Origin of the sequence: Pseudomonas sp. TH49 (assembly GCF_016650625.1) — a bacterium.
GTDB classification, from domain to species: Bacteria; Pseudomonadota; Gammaproteobacteria; order Pseudomonadales; family Pseudomonadaceae; genus Aquipseudomonas; species Aquipseudomonas fluorescens_H.
In genome coordinates this window covers 134,518-152,802 of record NZ_JAEKFL010000002.1, presented here as the reverse complement: position 1 = coordinate 152,802, position 18,285 = coordinate 134,518, and the positions used below count along the sequence as shown (strand labels likewise).

The window sequence follows — 18,285 nt, the reverse complement described above, 5'->3', positions numbered from 1 at the left end:
AGCCATGGCGATCAAACAATTGATAAAACGTACCAGCGGCTGGCTTTACCTCAACTCGCCCGTAGGACGAAACCAGTTGCACGGTGCCGGGGTGATCCTGATGTTGCACCGGGTGCTGGACAACGATCGCGCTGCCGACCTGCCGCACCGCAATGAACTGTGCGTCGGCCCCAAGGCGTTCGATCACCTGCTGGTGTGGCTGCGTCGGCATTTCGATTGTGTACCGCTGATGGATATCCTGACGCCCGGCCCAGCGCGCGACGAGCGCCCACGGGTGGCGCTGACCTTCGACGACGGCTGGCGCGACAACGCAGTCAACGCCTTCCCGCTGCTGCAGAAGCACCAGGTGCCGGCGAGCATTTTCCTCTCCACCGATTTCATCGGCAGCCGTCAGCGCTTCTGGTGGGAAAGCCTCGGCGAAACCCTGTGGGGCAGCCATGGCGAAAAGACCCGCCTGCACTTGATCGAATGCCTGCACGCGATTCATCACCCGGTGCCGGTGCTGGTCGACGACATTGACGTCGACCGCCGCAGCCTGTCGCTGCTGCATTACCTGCAAAGCCTGAAGAGCCTCGAACCGCAGATGCTCGAACGCCTGACTGACGAATGTCCGCCGGAATCGTTGCCGCAAGCGCTGGACTGGCATCAGGTACGCGCGCTGGAGGCCTCGGGACTGGTGCGCTTCGGCCCGCACGGCGCCAGCCATAAAATCCTCACCGAACTGGACGATGTGCACCTGAGCGAAGAAATCAGCCGCAGCCGTGAAGCCTTGAACAACGGCTGCAACCGGCCGCTGCCGGTGTACTGCTACCCCAACGGCAACAACGACGAACGGGTGCGCAAGCAGATTGCCGCGCACGACTACCGGTTCGCCCTGGGCACCGGCACCGGCATCTATCGCGGCGAAGGCGATCCGCTGAACCTGCCGCGTTTCGGTGTCAGCCAGCGCACCGCGCGTAATCCTGAGCTGCTGTCGTGGCGCATCTTTCGTGGCAACCGGCCATGAGCCGCAGCCACTATCTCAGGCATCTGGCACTGAGCATGGGCACCAAACTGGCGATGATCGCCCTGCGTCTGCTGCGCAACGTGTTGCTGGCGCGGATCCTCGGGCCGAGTGAACGGGGGCTGTTTGCGCTGCTCAGCACCTTGCCCGACCTGATCAGCGCCGCCACCAGTGGCGGGTTGAACTCAGCCGTCGGCTATCAGGCCGCCAAGCAACGGCCGATGGGGCTGCTGCTGAGTCAGGTGCTGGTCTTCGGTTGCTTGCTCGCCGGTCTGCTGACCTTGCTGGTGGTGGCGCTGGTGCGTGAGTTCGGCAGTGAGCTGGATGTGACTGTGCAGCTCGGCCTGCTGGCCTGGCTGTTGCTGCTGGCGGTGCCGCTGACCGTGCTGAAAAGCGGCCTGCTGACCCTGCACAACGCCTCCGGCGGCGTGGTCGCGTTCAACGCCTTGCGCCTGACCGAATCGCTGGCGCCGTTGCTGCTGTTTCTCGCGCTGTTCTGGATGTGGAAAAGCGCGGCGCTGGAAGCCGCGCTGATCAGTTGGCTGGCCGGGATCAGCCTGGTGGTGCTGGCCGGTTGGGTCTGGCTCAAACGCGCGCAACCGCTGCAGTTGCAATGGGATCGCGCCAGCCAGAACGAACTGCTGCGTTACAGCGCGCGCAGCCATCCGGATCTGCTGTTCCAGCAAGTGATTCTGCGCTCGGACTACCTGTTCATCGGCGCCCTGCTCGGCAGCACCGCGCTGGGTCATTACGCCATGGCCAGCGCTGCCGCCGAACTGCTGCTGATCGTCCCGGAAGCGGTGACCACGCCGCTGATGAAGCGCCTGCTGCAACAGGACGAAGGCATGGACAAGGTCACCCCGCTGGCCCTGCGCCTGACCGCCACGGTGATGCTCGCTGCGTGCCTGAGCATGGCAGTGATCGGCAACTGGCTGATCGTCACCCTGTTCGGCATCGCCTACCAACCGGCGTATCCGGCGCTGCTGGCGTTGCTGCCGGGGCTGCTCGGCCTGTGCTACGCCAGCATCCTGCGTCTGGACCTGCTGGGGAAAAACCGCCCCGGCACGGTATCGCTGTTGATGGGCCTCGGTGCCCTGCTCAATCTGGCGCTGAACCTGGTGTTGATTCCGGCCTACGGGATCGTCGGCGCGGCGGCGGCTTCGTCAATTGCCTATCTGGCCGTCACAGTGGCGATGCTGGTGCTGTACTGCCGTTTGAGCGGCGTGGCGTTCTGGCAAACCCTGATCATCCTGCCCAGCGACATCACGCCGATGTTGCAAATGCTGCAACGGAAGGCCGCATGAAAGGCCTGGTCCTGCTGCTCGGTCTCGGCCTGTCGCTGGACGCCTTTGCCGCGTCGATGCGCTGGGGCGAGATCCGCGACGGCAGCCTGTACCTGCAAACCGATCGCCCGGACACCGTGACCGTGCGCTGGACCCCGGCGTGGCAGGCCGACGCCAACGAAGAGCATCTGTACCTGCTCGACGGCCAGGGCAAATTGCAGGGCGAACGCTTGATCAAGGCCAGCGAAACCCGCGGCACCCAGAGCTGGGCGTTGCTGCCGGGTGCTGCCAGTTATCGCCTGGAAATTCCCGGCTACAGCTTCCGCAATTACCGGGTCGAGCACGACGATCGCACCGTCGCGCTGTTCGAGCCGGCCAAGGTGCATTTCAGCGCCCAGACGCAGAATGGCGACGAGTTGTATTTCAAGGTCGCGCCGGGGGAACACGCGGTGCTCGCCGGCAAGTTTCATGGCGGGGTCAACGCGCTGCAGGTACAACGGGTTGGCGATGATCAGCCACTGACGCTGGCGCTCAAACCCTATCGCGCCTATTGGCAGTTCGATCAACTGACGCTGCCGGTCAGCGCGCGCGAACAGGTCTGGCGCCTGCGCCTGCAAGGCAGCGGCAAAGCGGCGTTCTGGCTCGACGGCACGGCCAATCGGTTTGCGCAGACTCCGCAGCAACTCAAACCCGTGCGCGAGGAGACCGGCCAGATCCACCTGGCCCTGCACGACAAAATCCTCGGGCGCACCCCGGATCTGGGCATCGCCCTGCCCTATGTGCTGCCGCCCGCCGCCAGCCATGCCGCGCTGGATGCACTGAAACCGACCGCCGCCAGTTACTACAGTTTTGTCGATGTCACGGCGAAGAATCCGCACTTCGAAGACGCGTTCCGCGAGGTTTATCAGGAGCGCTTCGGCATCCGTCAGGACATCACCCTGCTCGCCGGCAGCCAGCGTCAGGCCGATCTGCGTGCCGATGTGCAAAGCAATGGCGGGCTCAATGCGTGGCTGGCCAGCACCCGCGCCTTGGGCGGCAACGGCACGCACTACATTGGTTTTGCCGACGAGCCGAACCTCAACTATTCGAGCTTCGAGCAATACCGGGCGATTTTCACCAGCATGGCCAGACAGGTGCGCAGCGATCCGGCGAATGCCAGGGCCGGCGTGCGCATCGCCATGCCGGCCAGTTCACGGCTGGTCAACGGGCCGTTCGCCGACAACGCGGCAGACAAGCGCGGCATCGACTGGGCGCGGCGCTTGCTCGGCGAGTCCGCCGAGCAGATCGACGCGCTGGCGTGGCACGAATGGATGATCCGCGACCTGCTCGCCACCCGCGTCTACCGCGACAGCGTGCGCCGCGCCGCTGAACTGGTCGGCCTCGACGCCCATGGCCAGCCGCGCAAGGCCTTGTTGCTGGATCAGACCAATCTGTCCAGCGGCTCCAGCCTCAGCCCCTACGATCAGGAGACCCATTACGCCTCGCTGTGGTGGGCCTCGGTGGTGATCAATGCCTCGCAGGACGGTTTGCTGACGATGCTCAACTGGTTTCAGGCCGCCGATGAACCGCAGTACCCCAAGGGCATGATCCGGGTCTTGGGCGCTGAGCGTTTCGAGCTGAAACCGGTGGGGCTGGCCCAGCAATTCATCGCGCAACACTGGCTGCACAAGGTGCTGTGGCTGGAGAACGATGGCTTTGAAGTCGATGTGCTGGCGATGGCCGGCGACGACCAGCGTGGCCTGCTCGGTGTGAACAAGGGCACGCGTTTGCAGCGTGTCGACCTGAGCGGCGCCAAGTGCCCGCTGAACAACGGTGCGTTGCGTTACTTCGGCGCGGACAACCGCAGCCGCGACGCGCCGTTTGCCTGTCGCGCCGGACGCGTCAGCTTCGAGTTGCCAGGGGAAACCCTGTTCGCCCTGAGCTGGAGCGCGTCATGAACCCAATCCCGATCAGTCACGAGAAAAGCCAGGCGAACATAAACTCTGTGGTGAGGGGATTTATCCCCGATGGGCTGCGAAGCGGCCCGGGTTTTTCAAGCTTAAAAGCGACGACTGCTGCGCAGCCGATCGGGGATAAATCCCCTCGCCACAGGAATCCCCTCACCACAGGATTCCCTCACCACAAGGGTTCGCCGCGCCAAAGAGTTCAGGAGTACAGAACATGGGTACCGTCAGCAAACTCAGCGAACACATCAAACAAAAAGGCCTGCGCGCCACCCTCGGCAAGGCGTGGAAGCACTACGTGTTTTTCCATCAGGAACTGCTGTGGATGGAGCGCGATCTGGTCAGTCCGGTGCCACCGCACAGCCTCAAACCGTATCCGCCGCTGCGGGTAGTGAAGATCACCGCCGACAACGCCAGCGCCTTCGCCCGCTACTTCGGCGACCGCGTCGGGACCATGGCCGAGCTGGCCAACGAAGGGCACACCGGGCACATGCACCTGGACGATCAGGGCGATGCCGTGGCGTTCATCTGGGGCAGCGCGCGGGACTACTTCGACCGGCATTACTACGGCTGCCTGTTCCCGGTGAAACCCGGCGAGTTCTTCGAATTCGGCGGCGAGCTGACCCGTGCCTACTGGGGCACCGAACTGTCGGTAGACCTGCAACTGGAACTGTGGAAAGCCATGGCGGCCCAGGGCTGCGACAAGGTGGTGGACGTCTGCGAGTTCCACAACATCCCGGCGCTGAAACTGCACCTGCGCATGGGGTACACCGAGCAAGGCCGGATCATGAATGTCTATACCCTGTTCGGTCGCTGGCGCTTCTACCGCGAAACCCGCTACAGCGGTTCGCGACTGGATGCGCTGCGCAAACCGTCCCGTCCACCTGTCACAGCCACGGCGGTCTGAGCCTATGCCGGCGCGATTCGAATGGCGCACTTCGCTGTGCGCCGCCGACTTCCCGGCAGCCGCCTATGAAGCGCTGCGCCTGCAAGTGACGGACCACACGCCGTTCAACCACCTGGGCTGGTTGTGCGCGGCCGAGCAGGCACTCGACGAGAGTGAGCGCCTGCACATCCTGCTCGGTTGGGAAGCGGAAGAATTGCGTCTGTGCCTGCCGCTGGTCGCGGGCCGCGAGCGTTTTGCCGGAGTGCCGTTCCGCGTGCTGCACCACTTGGGGCATCCGCTGGCGGACCGGCTGGCGCTGCTGTCATTGCTCAACGGCGAGGACATGCGCGAAGCCTTGCGCCTGATCCACCGACAGCTGCCGCACGCGCTGCTGCAACTTAACGAATTGTCCGAGCCTGCGGGTGAAGAAAGCGTGCTCACCGAATGGATGGCCCACAGTTCTAAAGGCGAACGCCGTCTCAGTTGCCGGGTGCCGGTGCATCTGATCAGCGACGCCGATCATCAGGAAGTTTCCGGTGACCCGCGCTACAAGCTGCGGCGGGCGCGCAAACGGATTGCCGCGTGTGGCGCCCAGGTGCGGCGCATCACTCCCGACGCGCTGAGCATGGGTCCGCTGTTGAAGGCGATCAGCGAAGTCGAAGCGGTGAGCTGGAAAGGCGACGAAGGCGTGGGGATTTTCGCCAGCGAACGCAGTCGGCAATGGATCGAACGCGCCTTCACCGCCCTCGCCGGCCAGGGATTGGTGCGGGTGGTGACGCTGGAACTCAACGGACGTTGCATCAGCTATCGCCTCGGCCTGCTCGAACAGGACCGACTCTACGATTACAACCTCGCGTTCCTGCCGCAATACGCCGATCTGGGCAGCGGCCGGGTGCTGCTGGAGGAGTGGATTCGCTGGGGGCTGGACGAGCATTGGCGCTGGATCGATGCCTCGCGGGTCAGTCTGGAAAACTCCAGCCACCAACTGCACGAACGCATGACCGGACAACTGGAACACTGGCGCTGGAGTTTCTATTCCTGGCGCCCCAGCGGGATGTTGCTGGGGCTGGGGTTGCGGCTCTGGCATCGATTGAAACCGACGGTGCAGCAATGGCGAGCGCGGCGTGCAGCCAAACCGGCATTGCCCACCCCACCTGTCGTCATCACCACGGAGGGCGATCATGCCTCGCCAAGTCATAGTCAACGCTGACGATTTCGGGTTGAGCCCGAACGAAAACGCGACGATCTTCGCCGCGTTTCAGGCCGGGGTCATCAGCTCGGCCACGGCCATGGCCAACATGCCGGCGTTCGAAGCAGCCTGCGCGATGGCCCGGCATCCGACGCTGCAAGGTCGGGTCGGGTTGCACTTCAACCTGACTTACGGCCGGCCGTTAAGCACTTCGATCCTGCGCAGTCGTACCTTCTGCGATGGCCACGGCGTGTTCGATCTGAGCCTGCCGCGCCACAGTCTGTGGCTGAGTCGCGAAGATCGCGACGCGGTGCGTGAGGAGTTGCACGCGCAGTGGCAACGCTGTGTCGAACATGGCGTGCGGCCGAGCCACATCGACTCGCATCAGCACGTGCACAACATCTGGCCGATCGGCGAAATCGTCGCCCGGTTTGCCGCCCGGCAAGGCGTGCCGATTCGCCTGGCACGCAACCTGGGGCAGAACCTCAGTCTGCCGAAACGCCTGTTCAAAGGTTTGCTCAACTGGCGTTTACAAAGTCTCGCCGGGGCCACGGCGGACTATGTGTGTACCCCGGTAGACCTGCGCAACGACCCCGCGCCGACCGACGGCGTGCTGGAAATCGTTGCCCACCCGAATCAGCTCGGGAGCGATTTCGGTGATGCCTATCTCAACCCCGGAGAATCCCTGAGCCGCGTGCTAGAGCAGCGGCTGCCGGGCGTTCCACGGGTTTCCTACGCCGATCTGAACAAGGACTTTCTACGCGGTGCCGCGGCACTCGATCGACCTACATAACTTGCAATACTTTCGAAGATGGCGCTTCGAAACGGCGTTGCAGGTGTGATCTATACCCACAAAAGCAACATCCACTACACCGGGCCTCGGCCACGGAGGGCAACATGAGTGTTATCGAAAAACTGCGCGAACGCATTCGTCAAAAAGGCCTCGGCCGTGTCTTCGCCACGCTGTGGAAACGCCACGTGTTCTTCCACTGGGAGCTGCTGTGGATGGAGCGCGACCTGGTCTCCCCGGTACCGCCGCACAAGCTGCGCCCATACGAAGGTTTGCGCAAAGTCGATATCACGCCGCACAACACCGGGGCCTTCGCCAAGCACTTCGGCGACCGGGTCGAGACCATGGCCGAACTCGCCGCCGAGGGTCATACCGGGCACATGTACCTCGATGCCGATGGTCATGCAGTGGCATTCATCTGGGGCAGTATTCGCGACTACCACGACCGCCACTATTACGGCTGCTGGTTCCCGGTCAAACCCGGTGAGTTCTTCGAATTCGGCGGCGAAATGGCCCGGCCGTATTTCGGCACCAGCCTGTCGGTGGACGTACAAGTCGCCCTCTGGGAAGCCATGGCCGCCCAGGGCTGCCACACCGTCGTGGACACCTGCGAAACCCGCAACATCCCGGCGATGAAGCTGCACCTCCGCATGGGCTACCACGAACAGGGGCGCATCACCCACGTCTATGGCCTGTTCGGCCGCTGGCGCTTCTACCGCGAAACCCACTATGACGGCTCACGCCTGGAACCACTGCGCAAACCGGAACGGCCGGTGGTGAGTGCGACAGCGCAGGCGTGAGCCGACCTTGGAATCTGCGGCGGCAGTGAGGCCGCGTTCGCGAGCAGGCTCGCTCCCACAGGGATCTCGTGTACGACACCGATCAACTGTAGGAGTGAGCCTGCTCGCGATGGGGCCAGACGGGGCAACGAACTCTCAGGTCTTGCTGGCGACCAAGGTGAAGCACAACGGCATCTGCGCTGGCTGATTCAGGTACTGGTCATACACCTCTTCGCGGTTCGAGTGCGCATACTCCTTGAAGTGCGCGATGTTCAGCCCGGCCGCGATGGCACCGCTGAAGATGGCGCCGAGGGTGTGCACGAACCAATAGGACTTGGCAGCCTGCTGCTCGACCTTGCCCACGTAGACGATCGGCTCTTCCTGCACGAATGGCTCGGCGCGGAAGTAGGAGCTGGCGAGGCGGTACGGGTCTTCGCCTTCAGGATCGACCATTTCCAGAAACGGATGGGTTTCGTAGATCACCAGTTTGCCGCCCGGTTTGAGAGTCAGCGCGACATGGCGGAAGAACTCGCCGATGTCGGGCATCCAGTTCAGCACGCCGATGGTGATCAGCGCCACGTCGAAGCGGCTGTGCAGCGCAGCCGGCAGGTGATGGATATCGCTTTCGATGAATTCGCCGTTGTGTGGCGAGCGCTGGTTCAACTCGCGGGCCTGTTCGAGAAACGCCTCCGATTGATCGACGCCGACCACACTGCGCGCGCCGAGGGCAAACAGCGACAGGCTTTCGCGGCCGTTGTTGCAACCGAGTTGAATCACCTCTTTACCGTCGACGCCGACCTGCTCCAGCAAGCCGCGCAAGGTATCGTCGAGGCAAGAGAAATCAGCCTGGGACACGTCGTTCAACAGCGCTTGCCATTCGGCCGATTCACGGTGGTGGCGAGCGGAATCGTTCCACGCCTGTCGATTGCTGTCGATGGCGGTTTTATTGTTGAGCACTTCCATGGCGCACTCCGGGCGATGCTCGTGATTGAGCGGCCACGAGTCTAGAACAGCTCGGCAATTCGGGTTGTTGCGAACTTGTAAGCCAACCCACAGTGCCATTGTGGGAGCGGGCTTGCTCGCGAAGGCGGTGTATCCGTCAACATGGATATCGACTGACACGACCTCTTCGCGAGCAAGCCCGCTCCCACACTTTTGGCGTGGTCACATTTGGTTGAGACGTTCACGCAGGAATTCGACCAGCGCCTGCACCGGGCGCGAAGCCTGGCGATGTTGCGGATACACCGCGGACAAGGTCAGCGGTTCAGTGCGGTAATCGTCGAGGACCGGCACCAGTCGCCCATCCTTCAGCGCCGCGCCAACGATGAACGTCGGCAGATAGGTAATCCCCATCCCCTGCACCGCCGCATCGCGCAGCAACTCGCCGTTGTTCACCCGCATGCGCCCGGTGACGTTGACCAGCAGCGGCTTGCCCTGCCCCGCATTGAAGCGCCACTGCACCGAACGACCGTGGCCGTACGGCAGACAGTCGTGGCTGTGCAGGTCTTCGGGATTGAGCGGCGTACCGCGTTCGGCCAGATACGCCGGGCTGGCGCAGTACACCCGTTCGATGGCGGCGATGCGCCGCGCAATCAACGTCGAGTCTTCCAGCACACCGATGCGCAGCGCCAGGTCGTAGCCTTCGCCGAGCAGGTCCACCGGACGGTCGCTCAAATCCACTTCCACGGTGACCTCGCGATAGCGCTGCAGGAACAGCGGCAGCAGGCATCCCAGATGCGCCACGGCAAACGACAGCGGTGCACTGACGCGAATCGTACCGCGCGGCTCGGCGGTCTGCCCGGCGATGCCCTGCTCGACCTGTTCCACTTCGCCCAGCAGGCGCAGCGCCGATTCATAGTAGCTCTGGCCCAGTGGCGTGACGTCGAGGCGCCGGGTGGAACGGTTCAACAAGCGCACACCGAGGCGCTCTTCGAGCTGCATCAAACGGCGGCTGACGAACTGCTTGGACAGGCCCAACTGATCGGCCGCGGCAGTGAAGCTGCCGGAGTCCATGACCTGGCAAAAAATACGCATGTCTTCGAACGGGTTCATTGTCACTCTCTGGTAGACAGTCAAACGCTTTATAGCCGCTTTTTCACTTTTCGACAGCTCATTAATCTGTGTTCACGGTTTGAGAACAGCCCGACACAACACCAAAAACTTTCGAAAAAGGAATTGAGCATGAACATCAAAAAGACCCTGACCGCATCCCTTCTCGCCCTCTCCGTCGGCAATGCTCTCGCGGCTGGCAGCCCGGGTGTCGAACACAACACCCAGGCCTTCCTCGAAGCCCTCGCCGCCGGCGGTGGCAAACCGCTGGAGCAACTGAGCCCGAAGGATGCCCGTGCAGTGCTGACTGGCGCTCAGGCCTCGGTGAAGGTTGATCTGTCCGGAGTTGAAGTCAGCGACAAGGCGATCACCGTCGATGGCCAGACGATCCACCTCAAAGTGGTGCGTCCAGCCAAGGTCAAAGGCGAGTTGCCGGTGTTCATGTTCTTCCACGGCGGCGGTTGGGTGTTGGGCGATTACCCGACGCACCAGCGCCTGATTCGCGATCTGGTGGTCGGTTCTGGAGCGGTCGCGGTGTACGTCGATTACACGCCGTCGCCGGAAGCGCAGTACCCGACAGCGATCAACCAGGCCTACGCGGCGACCCAATGGGTGGCTGAGCATGGCAAGGACATTGGCGTCGACGGCAAGCGTCTGGCGGTGGCCGGCAACAGCGTCGGCGGCAACATGGCGGCGGTCGTGGCGCTGATGGCCAAAGAAAAGCAGAGCCCGGCCCTGCGCTTCCAGCTGCTGATGTGGCCGGTGACCAACGCGCAGTTCGACGACGGCTCGTACCAGCAATTTGCCGAAGGCCACTTCCTCACCAAGGGCATGATGCAATGGTTTTGGGACAACTACACCACCAACCCGGCCGAGCGTGCGCAGATCCACGCCTCGCCGCTCAACGCCAGCAGCGACCAGCTCAAGGGCCTGCCCGCCGCGCTGGTGCAGACCGCCGAATTCGACGTGTTGCGGGATGAAGGCGAAGGCTACGCACGGCATCTGGATGCGGCCGGCGTGGCGGTGACCTCGGTGCGTTACAACGGGATGATTCATGACTTTGGCTTGCTCAATCCGCTGAGTCAGATTCCGGAAGTGAAAGCGGCCGTGCGGCAGGCGGCGGCGGAGTTGAAGACGCATCTGAACTGAGGCCCCCTCCCTCGCCACACCTGACGGTGCGGCGAGTTTTTTGCCTGCAGGAACCCTTGTGGTGAGGGGATTCATCCCCGATGGGTTGCGAAGCGACCCCGCTGCCAACCAGAAAGGCAGGGGACTGCTGCGCAGTCCATCGGGGATGAATCCCCTCACCACAAAAGCCTCTTCAACACCAACGTTCATGCAGTTCCGGAGATCGCCATGTCCATCCTCCTCACCCACCCACTGTCCTGGAGCGCCGCCCTGCTGCTGCTCGACGCGTTGCTCTGGCACCTCGCCCCGTTCCAGCATCGCGCACCGAGAGTCGGTATTCGCCTGGCGCTGTTCCTTGGTTTCAGCGCACTGATCATCAACGCCGAGATCAGCCCGTTGCAGGCGCCGTTGTTCGCCGATGACCCGGTGATGCAACTGGGCGCAACAGCACTGGGAATTGTCTGGTGGCTGTACGCCGCGCGTGTATTGACCGAAGTGATCGGCCTGGCGCTGATGCGGCGCATCGGGCACAGCGGTCGGCTGTTGCAGGACGTGATCGGCGCGCTGGTGTTTCTGGCAGCGATCGTCGCGGCCGCCGGTTACGTGCTGGAGCTGCCGGTCAAAGGTTTGCTGGCGACCTCCGGGGTGGTGGCGATCGTCGTCGGTCTGGCGCTGCAAAGCACCTTGAGCGACGTGTTCTCGGGGATCGTGCTCAACACCACCAAACCGTATCAGGTCGACGACTTCGTGGTGATCGACGGTGTCGAGGGCAAGGTGCTCGACATCGACTGGCGCGCCACGCATCTGCTGACCAGCACCGGCACCCTGGCGGTAGTGCCGAACTCGGTGGCGGCCAAGGCGAAGATCGTCAATCTCAGTCGTCCGAGCAACCTGCACGGCGTCTCGATCAGCATCAAGGTGCCGAATCACATTCGCCCACGACGGGTGCTCGACGCTCTCGACCGCACCCTGCAAGGCAGCAGCAGCCTGCTGCTCAATCCGCCGCCCAAAGCCGTGTTGAAAGAGGCCGGTGAGGAGATGTCGGAGTATGTCGCCAGCGGTTTCATCAGTGAACTGAGCAACAAAGGCGAAGTGCGCAATCAACTGTTCGACCTCGCCCACCGGCATCTCGAAGCCGCAGGTATTTCCCGGCATCCGGATGGCGTGATCGAACCCTCGACCCGCGCCCGCGCGTTGCTCGATGAAGTGAAAGTCTTTCGCTCGCTGAGCCATGAAGAACGTGATCGCCTCGCCGAATCGATGGTCGCGCAGCAGTACGTGGCTGGTCAGGTGGTGCTGGATCTGGATGAAGTCCCCGACAGTCTGTTTGTCATCGCCACCGGCGTGGTCAGTGCGACCGTGCCCGATGGCAACGGCCAGACCGAGGCCGGGCGCATGGGGCCGAGCGAGGTCATGGGCGAACAGAGCATCCTCGCCGATACGCCGTCGCAAGCCACGTTCACCGCGCTGACTTCGAGCATCATCTACCGCCTCGACAAAACCCTGGCGCGTCAATGCATGGCGCAGCGCAGCGAAGTCGGCCAGGCGCTGAACAAATTGCAGGCCGTGCGACAGCAGAGCAGTCGGCTGGCGCTGATGGCGAAACCGGCGGCGGTACACAAGGGTGGTTTTTTGGGTTGGCTGCAAAAGCGCTGATGCGAGAGCAAGATCAAGAGCCCCCCTCACCCCAACCCTCTCCCCCAAGGGGGCGAGGGGGAAAGGGAGCCGATCTCCGTGTACTTCAATTTCGGAGATCGGCTCGGTATTGCAGGTCGGCGTATCGCGAACAAACCCCTCGGTCAGTCCCCTCTCCCTCTGGGAGAGGGCTAGGGTGAGGGGCTTCAGGCATCACTTGGCCGTGAACTTGGTGTAGCTGTTGATCAAGTTGCGGTAGTTCGGCAGGCGCTCGGACAGCAGATGCGCCAGGCCTTCCATGTCGTTGCGCCAGTCACCCTGCAGCTCGCAAGCCACCGAGAACCAGTTCAGCAGGTGGGCACCGGCCGCCGACATCCGCGCCCACGCCGCCTGCTGCACAGTGGTGTTGAAAGTGCCGGACGAGTCGGTGACCACGAACACTTCATAACCTTCGGCAATGGCTGACAAGGTCGGGAACGCCACGCACACGTCGGTCACCACACCGGCGATGATCAATTGCTTGCGGCCGGTAGCCTTGATCGCTTTGACGAAGTCTTCGTTGTCCCAGGCATTGATCTGGCCTGGACGCTGAATGAACGGCGCGTCCGGGAATTGCTCGCGCAGCTCAGGCACGATCGGGCCGTTCGGACCGGCGTCAAAACTGGTAGTGAGGATGGTCGGCAGCTTGAAGAACTTGGCGATGTCGCCCAGTGCCAGCACGTTGTTCTTGAACTCGTTGGGGGTGAAATCCTGCACCAGCGAGATCAGACCGGTCTGGTGATCGACCAGCAGCACGACCGCATCATCTTTGTTCAGACGCTTGTAGGGAACGCTCATGGGAAACTCCTTGGGGTGGATGTTGCAAGAAGCGCCGTGCCGGTTGGCCGGCGCTTTTTTGTAGGGATCAGAAAGCGAAGCAGGAGCAGCCGAACGCGCCCCAGAAACCGGCGAAGTCGCTGACCGGTGCGTTCGACAGTCGAGCCTTTCCATGGCTGTGCGAGTGCACCGCGCAGGCACCGACACACTGGTGCACTTGCGCCTGCAACGGCGAGTTCGGCCGCCAGTGGCCCGGCACCTTGACCACCGGCGACCAGTCCGGCAGCACGGGGATTGAGCGGGGGCCGAGGTCTTCGAAATCGCCGGCGGCGTAGACGATCTTGCCGCCGACCACGGTCAGCACCGACTCGATCCACTTGATTGCTTCTTCCTCGACATGGAAAAAGTCCGCGCTCAGCGCCGCCAGATCCGCCAGTTGCCCGACCTTGATCTGGCCCTTGTTGCCCTGCTCGGAGGAGAACCAGGCGCTGCCGTGGGTGAACAGTTCCAGTGCGGTAGTGCGCGGCAGACCTTCTTCGTACAAGGCCAGACCGCCGACGGTGCGGCCGCTGACCATCCAGTACAGCGAGGTCCACGGGTTGTAGCTGGACACCCGCGTGGCATCGGTGCCGGCGCCTACTGGCACGCCTTCGGCGAGCATGCGTTTGATCGGCGGCGTGGCTTCGGCGGCTTTCGCGCCGTAGCGGTCGACGAAGTATTCACCCTGGAACGCCATGCGATCCTGAATCGCGATGCCGCCGCCCAGCGCCCTCACCCGCTCGATGTTCTGCGGGGTGATGGTTTCGGCGTGGTCGAAGAACCACGGCAGACCATTGAATGGAATGTCGCGATTGACCTTCTCGAACACGTCGAGCATGCGGCTGATCGATTCGTTGTAAGTGGCGTGCAAGCGGAACGGCCAGCGCTGCTCGACCAGATGGCGCACCACCGGTTCCAGCTCTTGCTCCATGGTCTGCGGCAGGTCCGGGCGCGGTTCGAGGAAGTCTTCGAAATCGGCGGCGGAGAACACCAGCATCTCGCCGGCGCCGTTGTGCCGCAGGTAATCGTCGCCCTGGTGCAACTTGACGCTGCCGGTCCAGTTCTGGAAATCGCTGAGTTCTTCTTTCGGTTTCTGGGTGAACAGGTTGTAGGCGATGCGCACGGTCAACTGGTCATCCTTGGCCAGTTGCTCGATCACCTGATAGTCATCCGGATAGTTCTGGAAACCTCCGCCGGCATCGATCGCACTGGTCAGGCCGAGGCGATTGAGTTCGCGCATGAACTGACGGGTCGAGTTGACCTGATATTCCAGCGGCAGCTTCGGCCCCTTGGCCAGCGTCGAGTACAGAATCATCGCGTTGGGTTTTGCCACCAGCATGCCGGTCGGGTTGCCGTTGGCATCGCGGACGATCTCGCCGCCCGGCGGGTTCGGCGTGTCGCGGGTGTAACCGGCGACGCGCAGGGCGGCACGGTTGAGCAGCGCGCGGTCGTACAGGTGCAGGACAAATACCGGGGTGTCCGGTGCCGCCTGGTTGAGTTCTTCGAGGGTCGGCATGCGTTTTTCGGCGAACTGGAATTCGTTCCAGCCACCCACCACGCGCACCCATTGCGGGGTCGGCGTGCGGTCGGCCTGCTCCTTGAGCATGCGCAGCGCATCGGCCAGCGACGGCACGCCTTCCCAACGCAGTTCGAGGTTGTAGTTCAGGCCGCCACGGATCAGGTGCAGGTGCGAGTCGTTGAGGCCGGGGATCACGCAGCGCCCGTGCAGGTCGATCACTTGCGTGGCCGAACCACGCAGGGCCATGGCTTGGGTGTCGTTACCGACGACGACAAAGCGTCCGTCCTTGATCGCCACCGCACTGGCCAGCGGTTTGCTGCGGTCTACGGTATGAAATTGGCCATTGAACAGAATCAGATCGGCGTTCATCGCAGTTCCTTTCGAGAGAAATGAATGGGGTTCAGCGTGACGGCTGTTTCGCGGGCTCGACGTGAGCATGGGCCTGACCGGCTTCCAGCCACGGCGCGAACAACCGGGTCACGCGGGGCATGAACACGTACACCACCGACAGGACGATGGTCAGGGTGATCAGGAACGTGGCGACCACGTAGTTGGAAAGCAGCGGATGCAGCTTGAGCAGCGGCCCCCAGATCAGCGGCACCAGCAGCGTGTGCGGCAGAATCACCAGTAGGGTGATCACTGCTTGTTTCCAGCGCGGCGGCGGCTTGGCGGCATCGGCCAGTGGTGCGAACCAGAATTCGTTGACCGGCGCGACTTCGGTCTGGTCGCCATCGGCGAGCATCGGCGCCGCTTCATCCACCAGCGCCTGACGCTGCGGCGACTCCAGCCACAGCTGCATGGCCTCGGTGGAGCAAAAGCGCAGCACGCAGGTGTAGGTGTCGAGGCCTTTGAGCTTGCCGCGCACCACGTCAACCCCGAGGTGGCCGTCGCGCTGCCCGGCGACCCTGACGATGTTGCGCAACCACGCCTCGTAAGGCTGTTCGAATCCGGCCTTGACCCGATGCTTGACGATCAGGGTCACGGTCTCACCGACCCCCGGTGCTTTTGGACTCAGGGCTTCAGGCATAACGCAGCACTCCGGGCAGACGGACATTGAGCGCCAGGCGTCCCGGCCCGGCGATAAACACAGTGGCGAACAGGATCAACAGCAACCAGCCGAATTGCCCCTCGGCCACACTCCATTGCGGATGCACGACCAGCAGCGCCACCAGCAGAACAAAAAGAATAGGCAAGCAAGCCAATCGCGCCAGCACCCCGGCGACGATCAGTAGCGGGCAGAGCACTTCGGCGAAAATCGCCAGGCTGAGGGTCAGGTGCGCCCCTAGATGAAACGGGTCTTCGATCTGCTGCAATTGCGCATTGAAATTCAACAGCTTGGGCAAGCCGTGGACCCACAGCAGAAACAATCCGCCGCTGACCCGCAGAAACAGCAAACCGGCGTCGCGCGCCCGTTCATCCCTTTGCAAAGCGTTCATGACCCCACCCTTTATTTCTTATCGGGGTGAATCATGCTCGGTGCGGGCGGTGGGAAATTGAATGGATGTGCTCTCTTTCAGGCCATCCGGACTTCTGTAGGAGTGAGCATGCTCGCGATGCGCTGTGTCAGGCGCCAACAATGGTGACTGTGGAGGTATCTTCGCGAGCAGGCTCACTCCTACAGCGGGTTTGCGGTGTGCTCAAGCAATCGGGATATCCAGCGGCGCCGCCATGAACTGGCTGATTCGCGAGCGCAGCCAGCGCTCGGCCGGGTCGTTGTCGTGCACCCCGCTCCACGCCATCGACAGCTGCGCGGCGTCGATCGGAAACGGTGGATCTTCGGCGCGCAGGTTGCAGCCTTCGACCAGCGCACACGCGGCGTAGTCCGGCACGGTGGCAATCATTTCGGTGCCGGCGAGCAACGCGCGCAAACCGCTGAACTGCGGCACACCGAGCACCACGCGCCGCCGCCGGCCGAGCTTGGCCAGATCCAGGTCGATATTGCCGCTCAGGTCGCCGGAGAACGACACCATCGCGTGCGGGCGCTCGCAGTATTCGTCCAGTGTCAGCGGCCCGGGACGGTCGTCGCCGCGCAAAACCTTGCAGGGAATGTCGCGCAGTTTCTTGCGCTTGGCGTTGGCCGGCAGATCGGTGGTGTAACTGACCCCGACCGAGATTTCCCCGGACGCCAGCAGCGCCGGCATCAACAGATAGTTGGCGCGGCGCACCACCACGACAATCCCCGGTGCTTCTTGCTGGAGCTGTCGCAGCAGCGGCGGAAACAGGCCGAACTCGGCGTCATCCGACAGGCCGATGCGGAACACGTCGCAACTGCTCGCCGGGTCGAACTCCTTGGCCCGGCTGACCGCGCCGGAGATCACGTCCATCGCCGGTTGCAGCTCTTGCAGAATCGCCAGCGCGCGGGCGGTCGGCTCCATGCTGCGACCGTTGCGCAGCAGCAACGGATCATCGAACAGGTCGCGCAAACGTCCCAGCGCCGCGCTCACTGCCGGCTGGCCCATGAACAGTTTTTCAGCAACGCGGGTCAGGTTCTTTTCGAACATCAGCGCTTCGAAAATCACCAGCAGGTTCATGTCGACGCGACGCAGATCGTTACGGTTCATGGGCGGCAATTCCTTCTATGACCAGTCGCAAGTGCTGAGCACTTTACCCGATCAACGGCGGTTTGCATCCGGGTCAGGCCTGCGAATTAACAACGATTAACTCGTCAGCCTGGCTCTCCCGTCTTAACAATGCAGGCCTCTGCGCAGCGTTGTTTTTTGCCCCCACGACACGGACTTTGGCCATGGCTCATTTACAGCAATCAGTCGCCCTCGCCCCTGCCAGCGAACCCCGCAAGCCGCTCATCGGCGGCCTCAGCCCGCAACGGGAGCGACAGGTCAAACAACTGATCCTCGAACGCCTCGGAGAAAGCCTGGAAGTGGCCGAGCTGGCACGCGCCTGCTCGCTGTCGCGCAGCCATTTCTCCCGGGCGTTCAAGGCCAGCACCGGCCAGGCACCCCAGGACTGGATCCGCGAACAGCGCATCGCCCGCGCCAAGCTGCTGATCCGCCATACGGGCCTGAGCCTGACGCAGATCAGCCTGGAATGCGGCTTCTGCGATCAGGCACATTTCTGTCACATGTTTACTCGCAGCGAAGGGATCAATCCGTTCGCCTGGCGCTGTCAGGTCATGCGTGAAAACCAGGACACCCGGACCCGGCCCATGACCTTTTGAGCGTTACGCAGGAGCCCGGCGTTGCACTGATGGCCAAACCTGAGGAATATG

17 protein-coding genes are annotated in these 18,285 nt (G+C 63.0%); 10 read left to right on the top strand and 7 right to left on the bottom strand.

Annotated elements, in window-relative coordinates; all coding sequences use genetic code 11:
- Positions 1–4 precede the first annotated feature (4 nt).
- The 7 genes from JFU48_RS18045 (at position 5) to JFU48_RS18015 (ending at position 7,894) form a co-directional block, all read left to right on the top strand.
- On the top strand, positions 5–1,006 hold the full coding sequence (locus JFU48_RS18045; protein ID WP_201137180.1) for a polysaccharide deacetylase family protein: 1,002 nt from the start codon (positions 5–7) through the stop codon (positions 1,004–1,006).
- Positions 1,003–2,307: a lipopolysaccharide biosynthesis protein gene (locus tag JFU48_RS18040; RefSeq protein ID WP_003226303.1), complete on the top strand. Its 1,305-nt coding sequence runs from the start codon at positions 1,003–1,005 to the stop codon at positions 2,305–2,307. The genes JFU48_RS18045 and JFU48_RS18040 overlap by 4 nt, the downstream gene beginning before the upstream one ends.
- Positions 2,304–4,223 (top strand): hypothetical protein, encoded by a 1,920-nt coding sequence (locus tag JFU48_RS18035; RefSeq protein WP_201137179.1) that lies wholly within the window; start codon positions 2,304–2,306, stop codon positions 4,221–4,223. The genes JFU48_RS18040 and JFU48_RS18035 overlap by 4 nt, the downstream gene beginning before the upstream one ends.
- A gap of 223 nt (positions 4,224–4,446) precedes the next feature.
- Positions 4,447–5,136 carry a GNAT family N-acetyltransferase gene (locus JFU48_RS18030; RefSeq protein WP_103520025.1) on the top strand — a complete coding sequence of 230 codons (690 nt, stop codon included), beginning with the start codon at positions 4,447–4,449 and terminating at the stop codon, positions 5,134–5,136.
- Between the two features lie 4 nt (positions 5,137–5,140).
- A complete protein-coding gene (locus tag JFU48_RS18025; RefSeq protein ID WP_201137178.1) occupies positions 5,141–6,325 on the top strand; it encodes a GNAT family N-acetyltransferase in 1,185 nt (394 codons plus the stop codon).
- Positions 6,297–7,097 (top strand): ChbG/HpnK family deacetylase, encoded by an 801-nt coding sequence (locus tag JFU48_RS18020; protein ID WP_201137177.1) that lies wholly within the window; start codon positions 6,297–6,299, stop codon positions 7,095–7,097. Before JFU48_RS18025 ends, JFU48_RS18020 begins: the two co-directional genes overlap by 29 nt.
- A 104-nt stretch (positions 7,098–7,201) precedes the next feature.
- A complete protein-coding gene (locus tag JFU48_RS18015) occupies positions 7,202–7,894 on the top strand; it encodes a GNAT family N-acetyltransferase (protein ID WP_201137176.1) in 693 nt (230 codons plus the stop codon).
- A 135-nt stretch (positions 7,895–8,029) separates the two neighbouring features.
- Here the strand turns inward: JFU48_RS18015 and JFU48_RS18010 are convergent, their stop codons facing one another.
- Both JFU48_RS18010 and JFU48_RS18005 read right to left on the bottom strand, forming a co-directional pair.
- A complete protein-coding gene (locus JFU48_RS18010) occupies positions 8,030–8,836 on the bottom strand; it encodes a class I SAM-dependent methyltransferase (protein WP_201137175.1) in 807 nt (268 codons plus the stop codon).
- A gap of 201 nt (positions 8,837–9,037) precedes the next feature.
- Complete coding sequence (locus tag JFU48_RS18005) at positions 9,038–9,925, bottom strand: LysR family transcriptional regulator (protein ID WP_103483592.1); 888 nt, start codon at positions 9,923–9,925, stop codon at positions 9,038–9,040.
- A 129-nt stretch (positions 9,926–10,054) separates the two neighbouring features.
- On the opposite strand from JFU48_RS18005, the gene JFU48_RS18000 reads away from it, so the two are divergent.
- The gene (locus tag JFU48_RS18000; protein ID WP_201137174.1) at positions 10,055–11,071 is read left to right on the top strand and encodes an alpha/beta hydrolase; all 1,017 of its coding nucleotides are present in this window, start codon (positions 10,055–10,057) and stop codon (positions 11,069–11,071) included.
- Positions 11,072–11,278: 207 nt separating this feature from the next.
- On the top strand, positions 11,279–12,706 hold the full coding sequence (locus JFU48_RS17995; RefSeq protein WP_201137173.1) for a mechanosensitive ion channel family protein: 1,428 nt from the start codon (positions 11,279–11,281) through the stop codon (positions 12,704–12,706).
- A 192-nt stretch (positions 12,707–12,898) separates the two neighbouring features.
- Here JFU48_RS17995 and ycaC read toward each other — a convergent pair whose 3' ends face one another.
- The 5 genes from ycaC to JFU48_RS17970 form a co-directional block, all read right to left on the bottom strand.
- Positions 12,899–13,522 (bottom strand): isochorismate family cysteine hydrolase YcaC, encoded by a 624-nt coding sequence (ycaC, locus tag JFU48_RS17990; protein ID WP_003226320.1) that lies wholly within the window; start codon positions 13,520–13,522, stop codon positions 12,899–12,901.
- A gap of 67 nt (positions 13,523–13,589) precedes the next feature.
- The gene (locus JFU48_RS17985; RefSeq protein ID WP_201137172.1) at positions 13,590–15,428 is read right to left on the bottom strand and encodes an amidohydrolase; all 1,839 of its coding nucleotides are present in this window, start codon (positions 15,426–15,428) and stop codon (positions 13,590–13,592) included.
- 31 nt (positions 15,429–15,459) lie between these two features.
- Positions 15,460–16,086: an antibiotic biosynthesis monooxygenase gene (locus JFU48_RS17980; protein WP_003226324.1), complete on the bottom strand. Its 627-nt coding sequence runs from the start codon at positions 16,084–16,086 to the stop codon at positions 15,460–15,462.
- On the bottom strand, positions 16,079–16,495 hold the full coding sequence (locus JFU48_RS17975; RefSeq protein ID WP_103520179.1) for a DoxX family protein: 417 nt from the start codon (positions 16,493–16,495) through the stop codon (positions 16,079–16,081). Before JFU48_RS17975 ends, JFU48_RS17980 begins: the two co-directional genes overlap by 8 nt.
- Positions 16,496–16,696: 201 nt before the next feature.
- Positions 16,697–17,620: a LysR family transcriptional regulator gene (locus tag JFU48_RS17970; RefSeq protein WP_201137171.1), complete on the bottom strand. Its 924-nt coding sequence runs from the start codon at positions 17,618–17,620 to the stop codon at positions 16,697–16,699.
- 182 nt (positions 17,621–17,802) lie between these two features.
- Here JFU48_RS17970 and JFU48_RS17965 point away from each other — a divergent pair, with 182 nt between their 5' ends.
- Positions 17,803–18,234, top strand: coding sequence for a helix-turn-helix domain-containing protein (locus tag JFU48_RS17965; protein ID WP_201137170.1), 432 nt, complete (start codon positions 17,803–17,805; stop codon positions 18,232–18,234).
- Positions 18,235–18,285 lie beyond the last annotated feature (51 nt).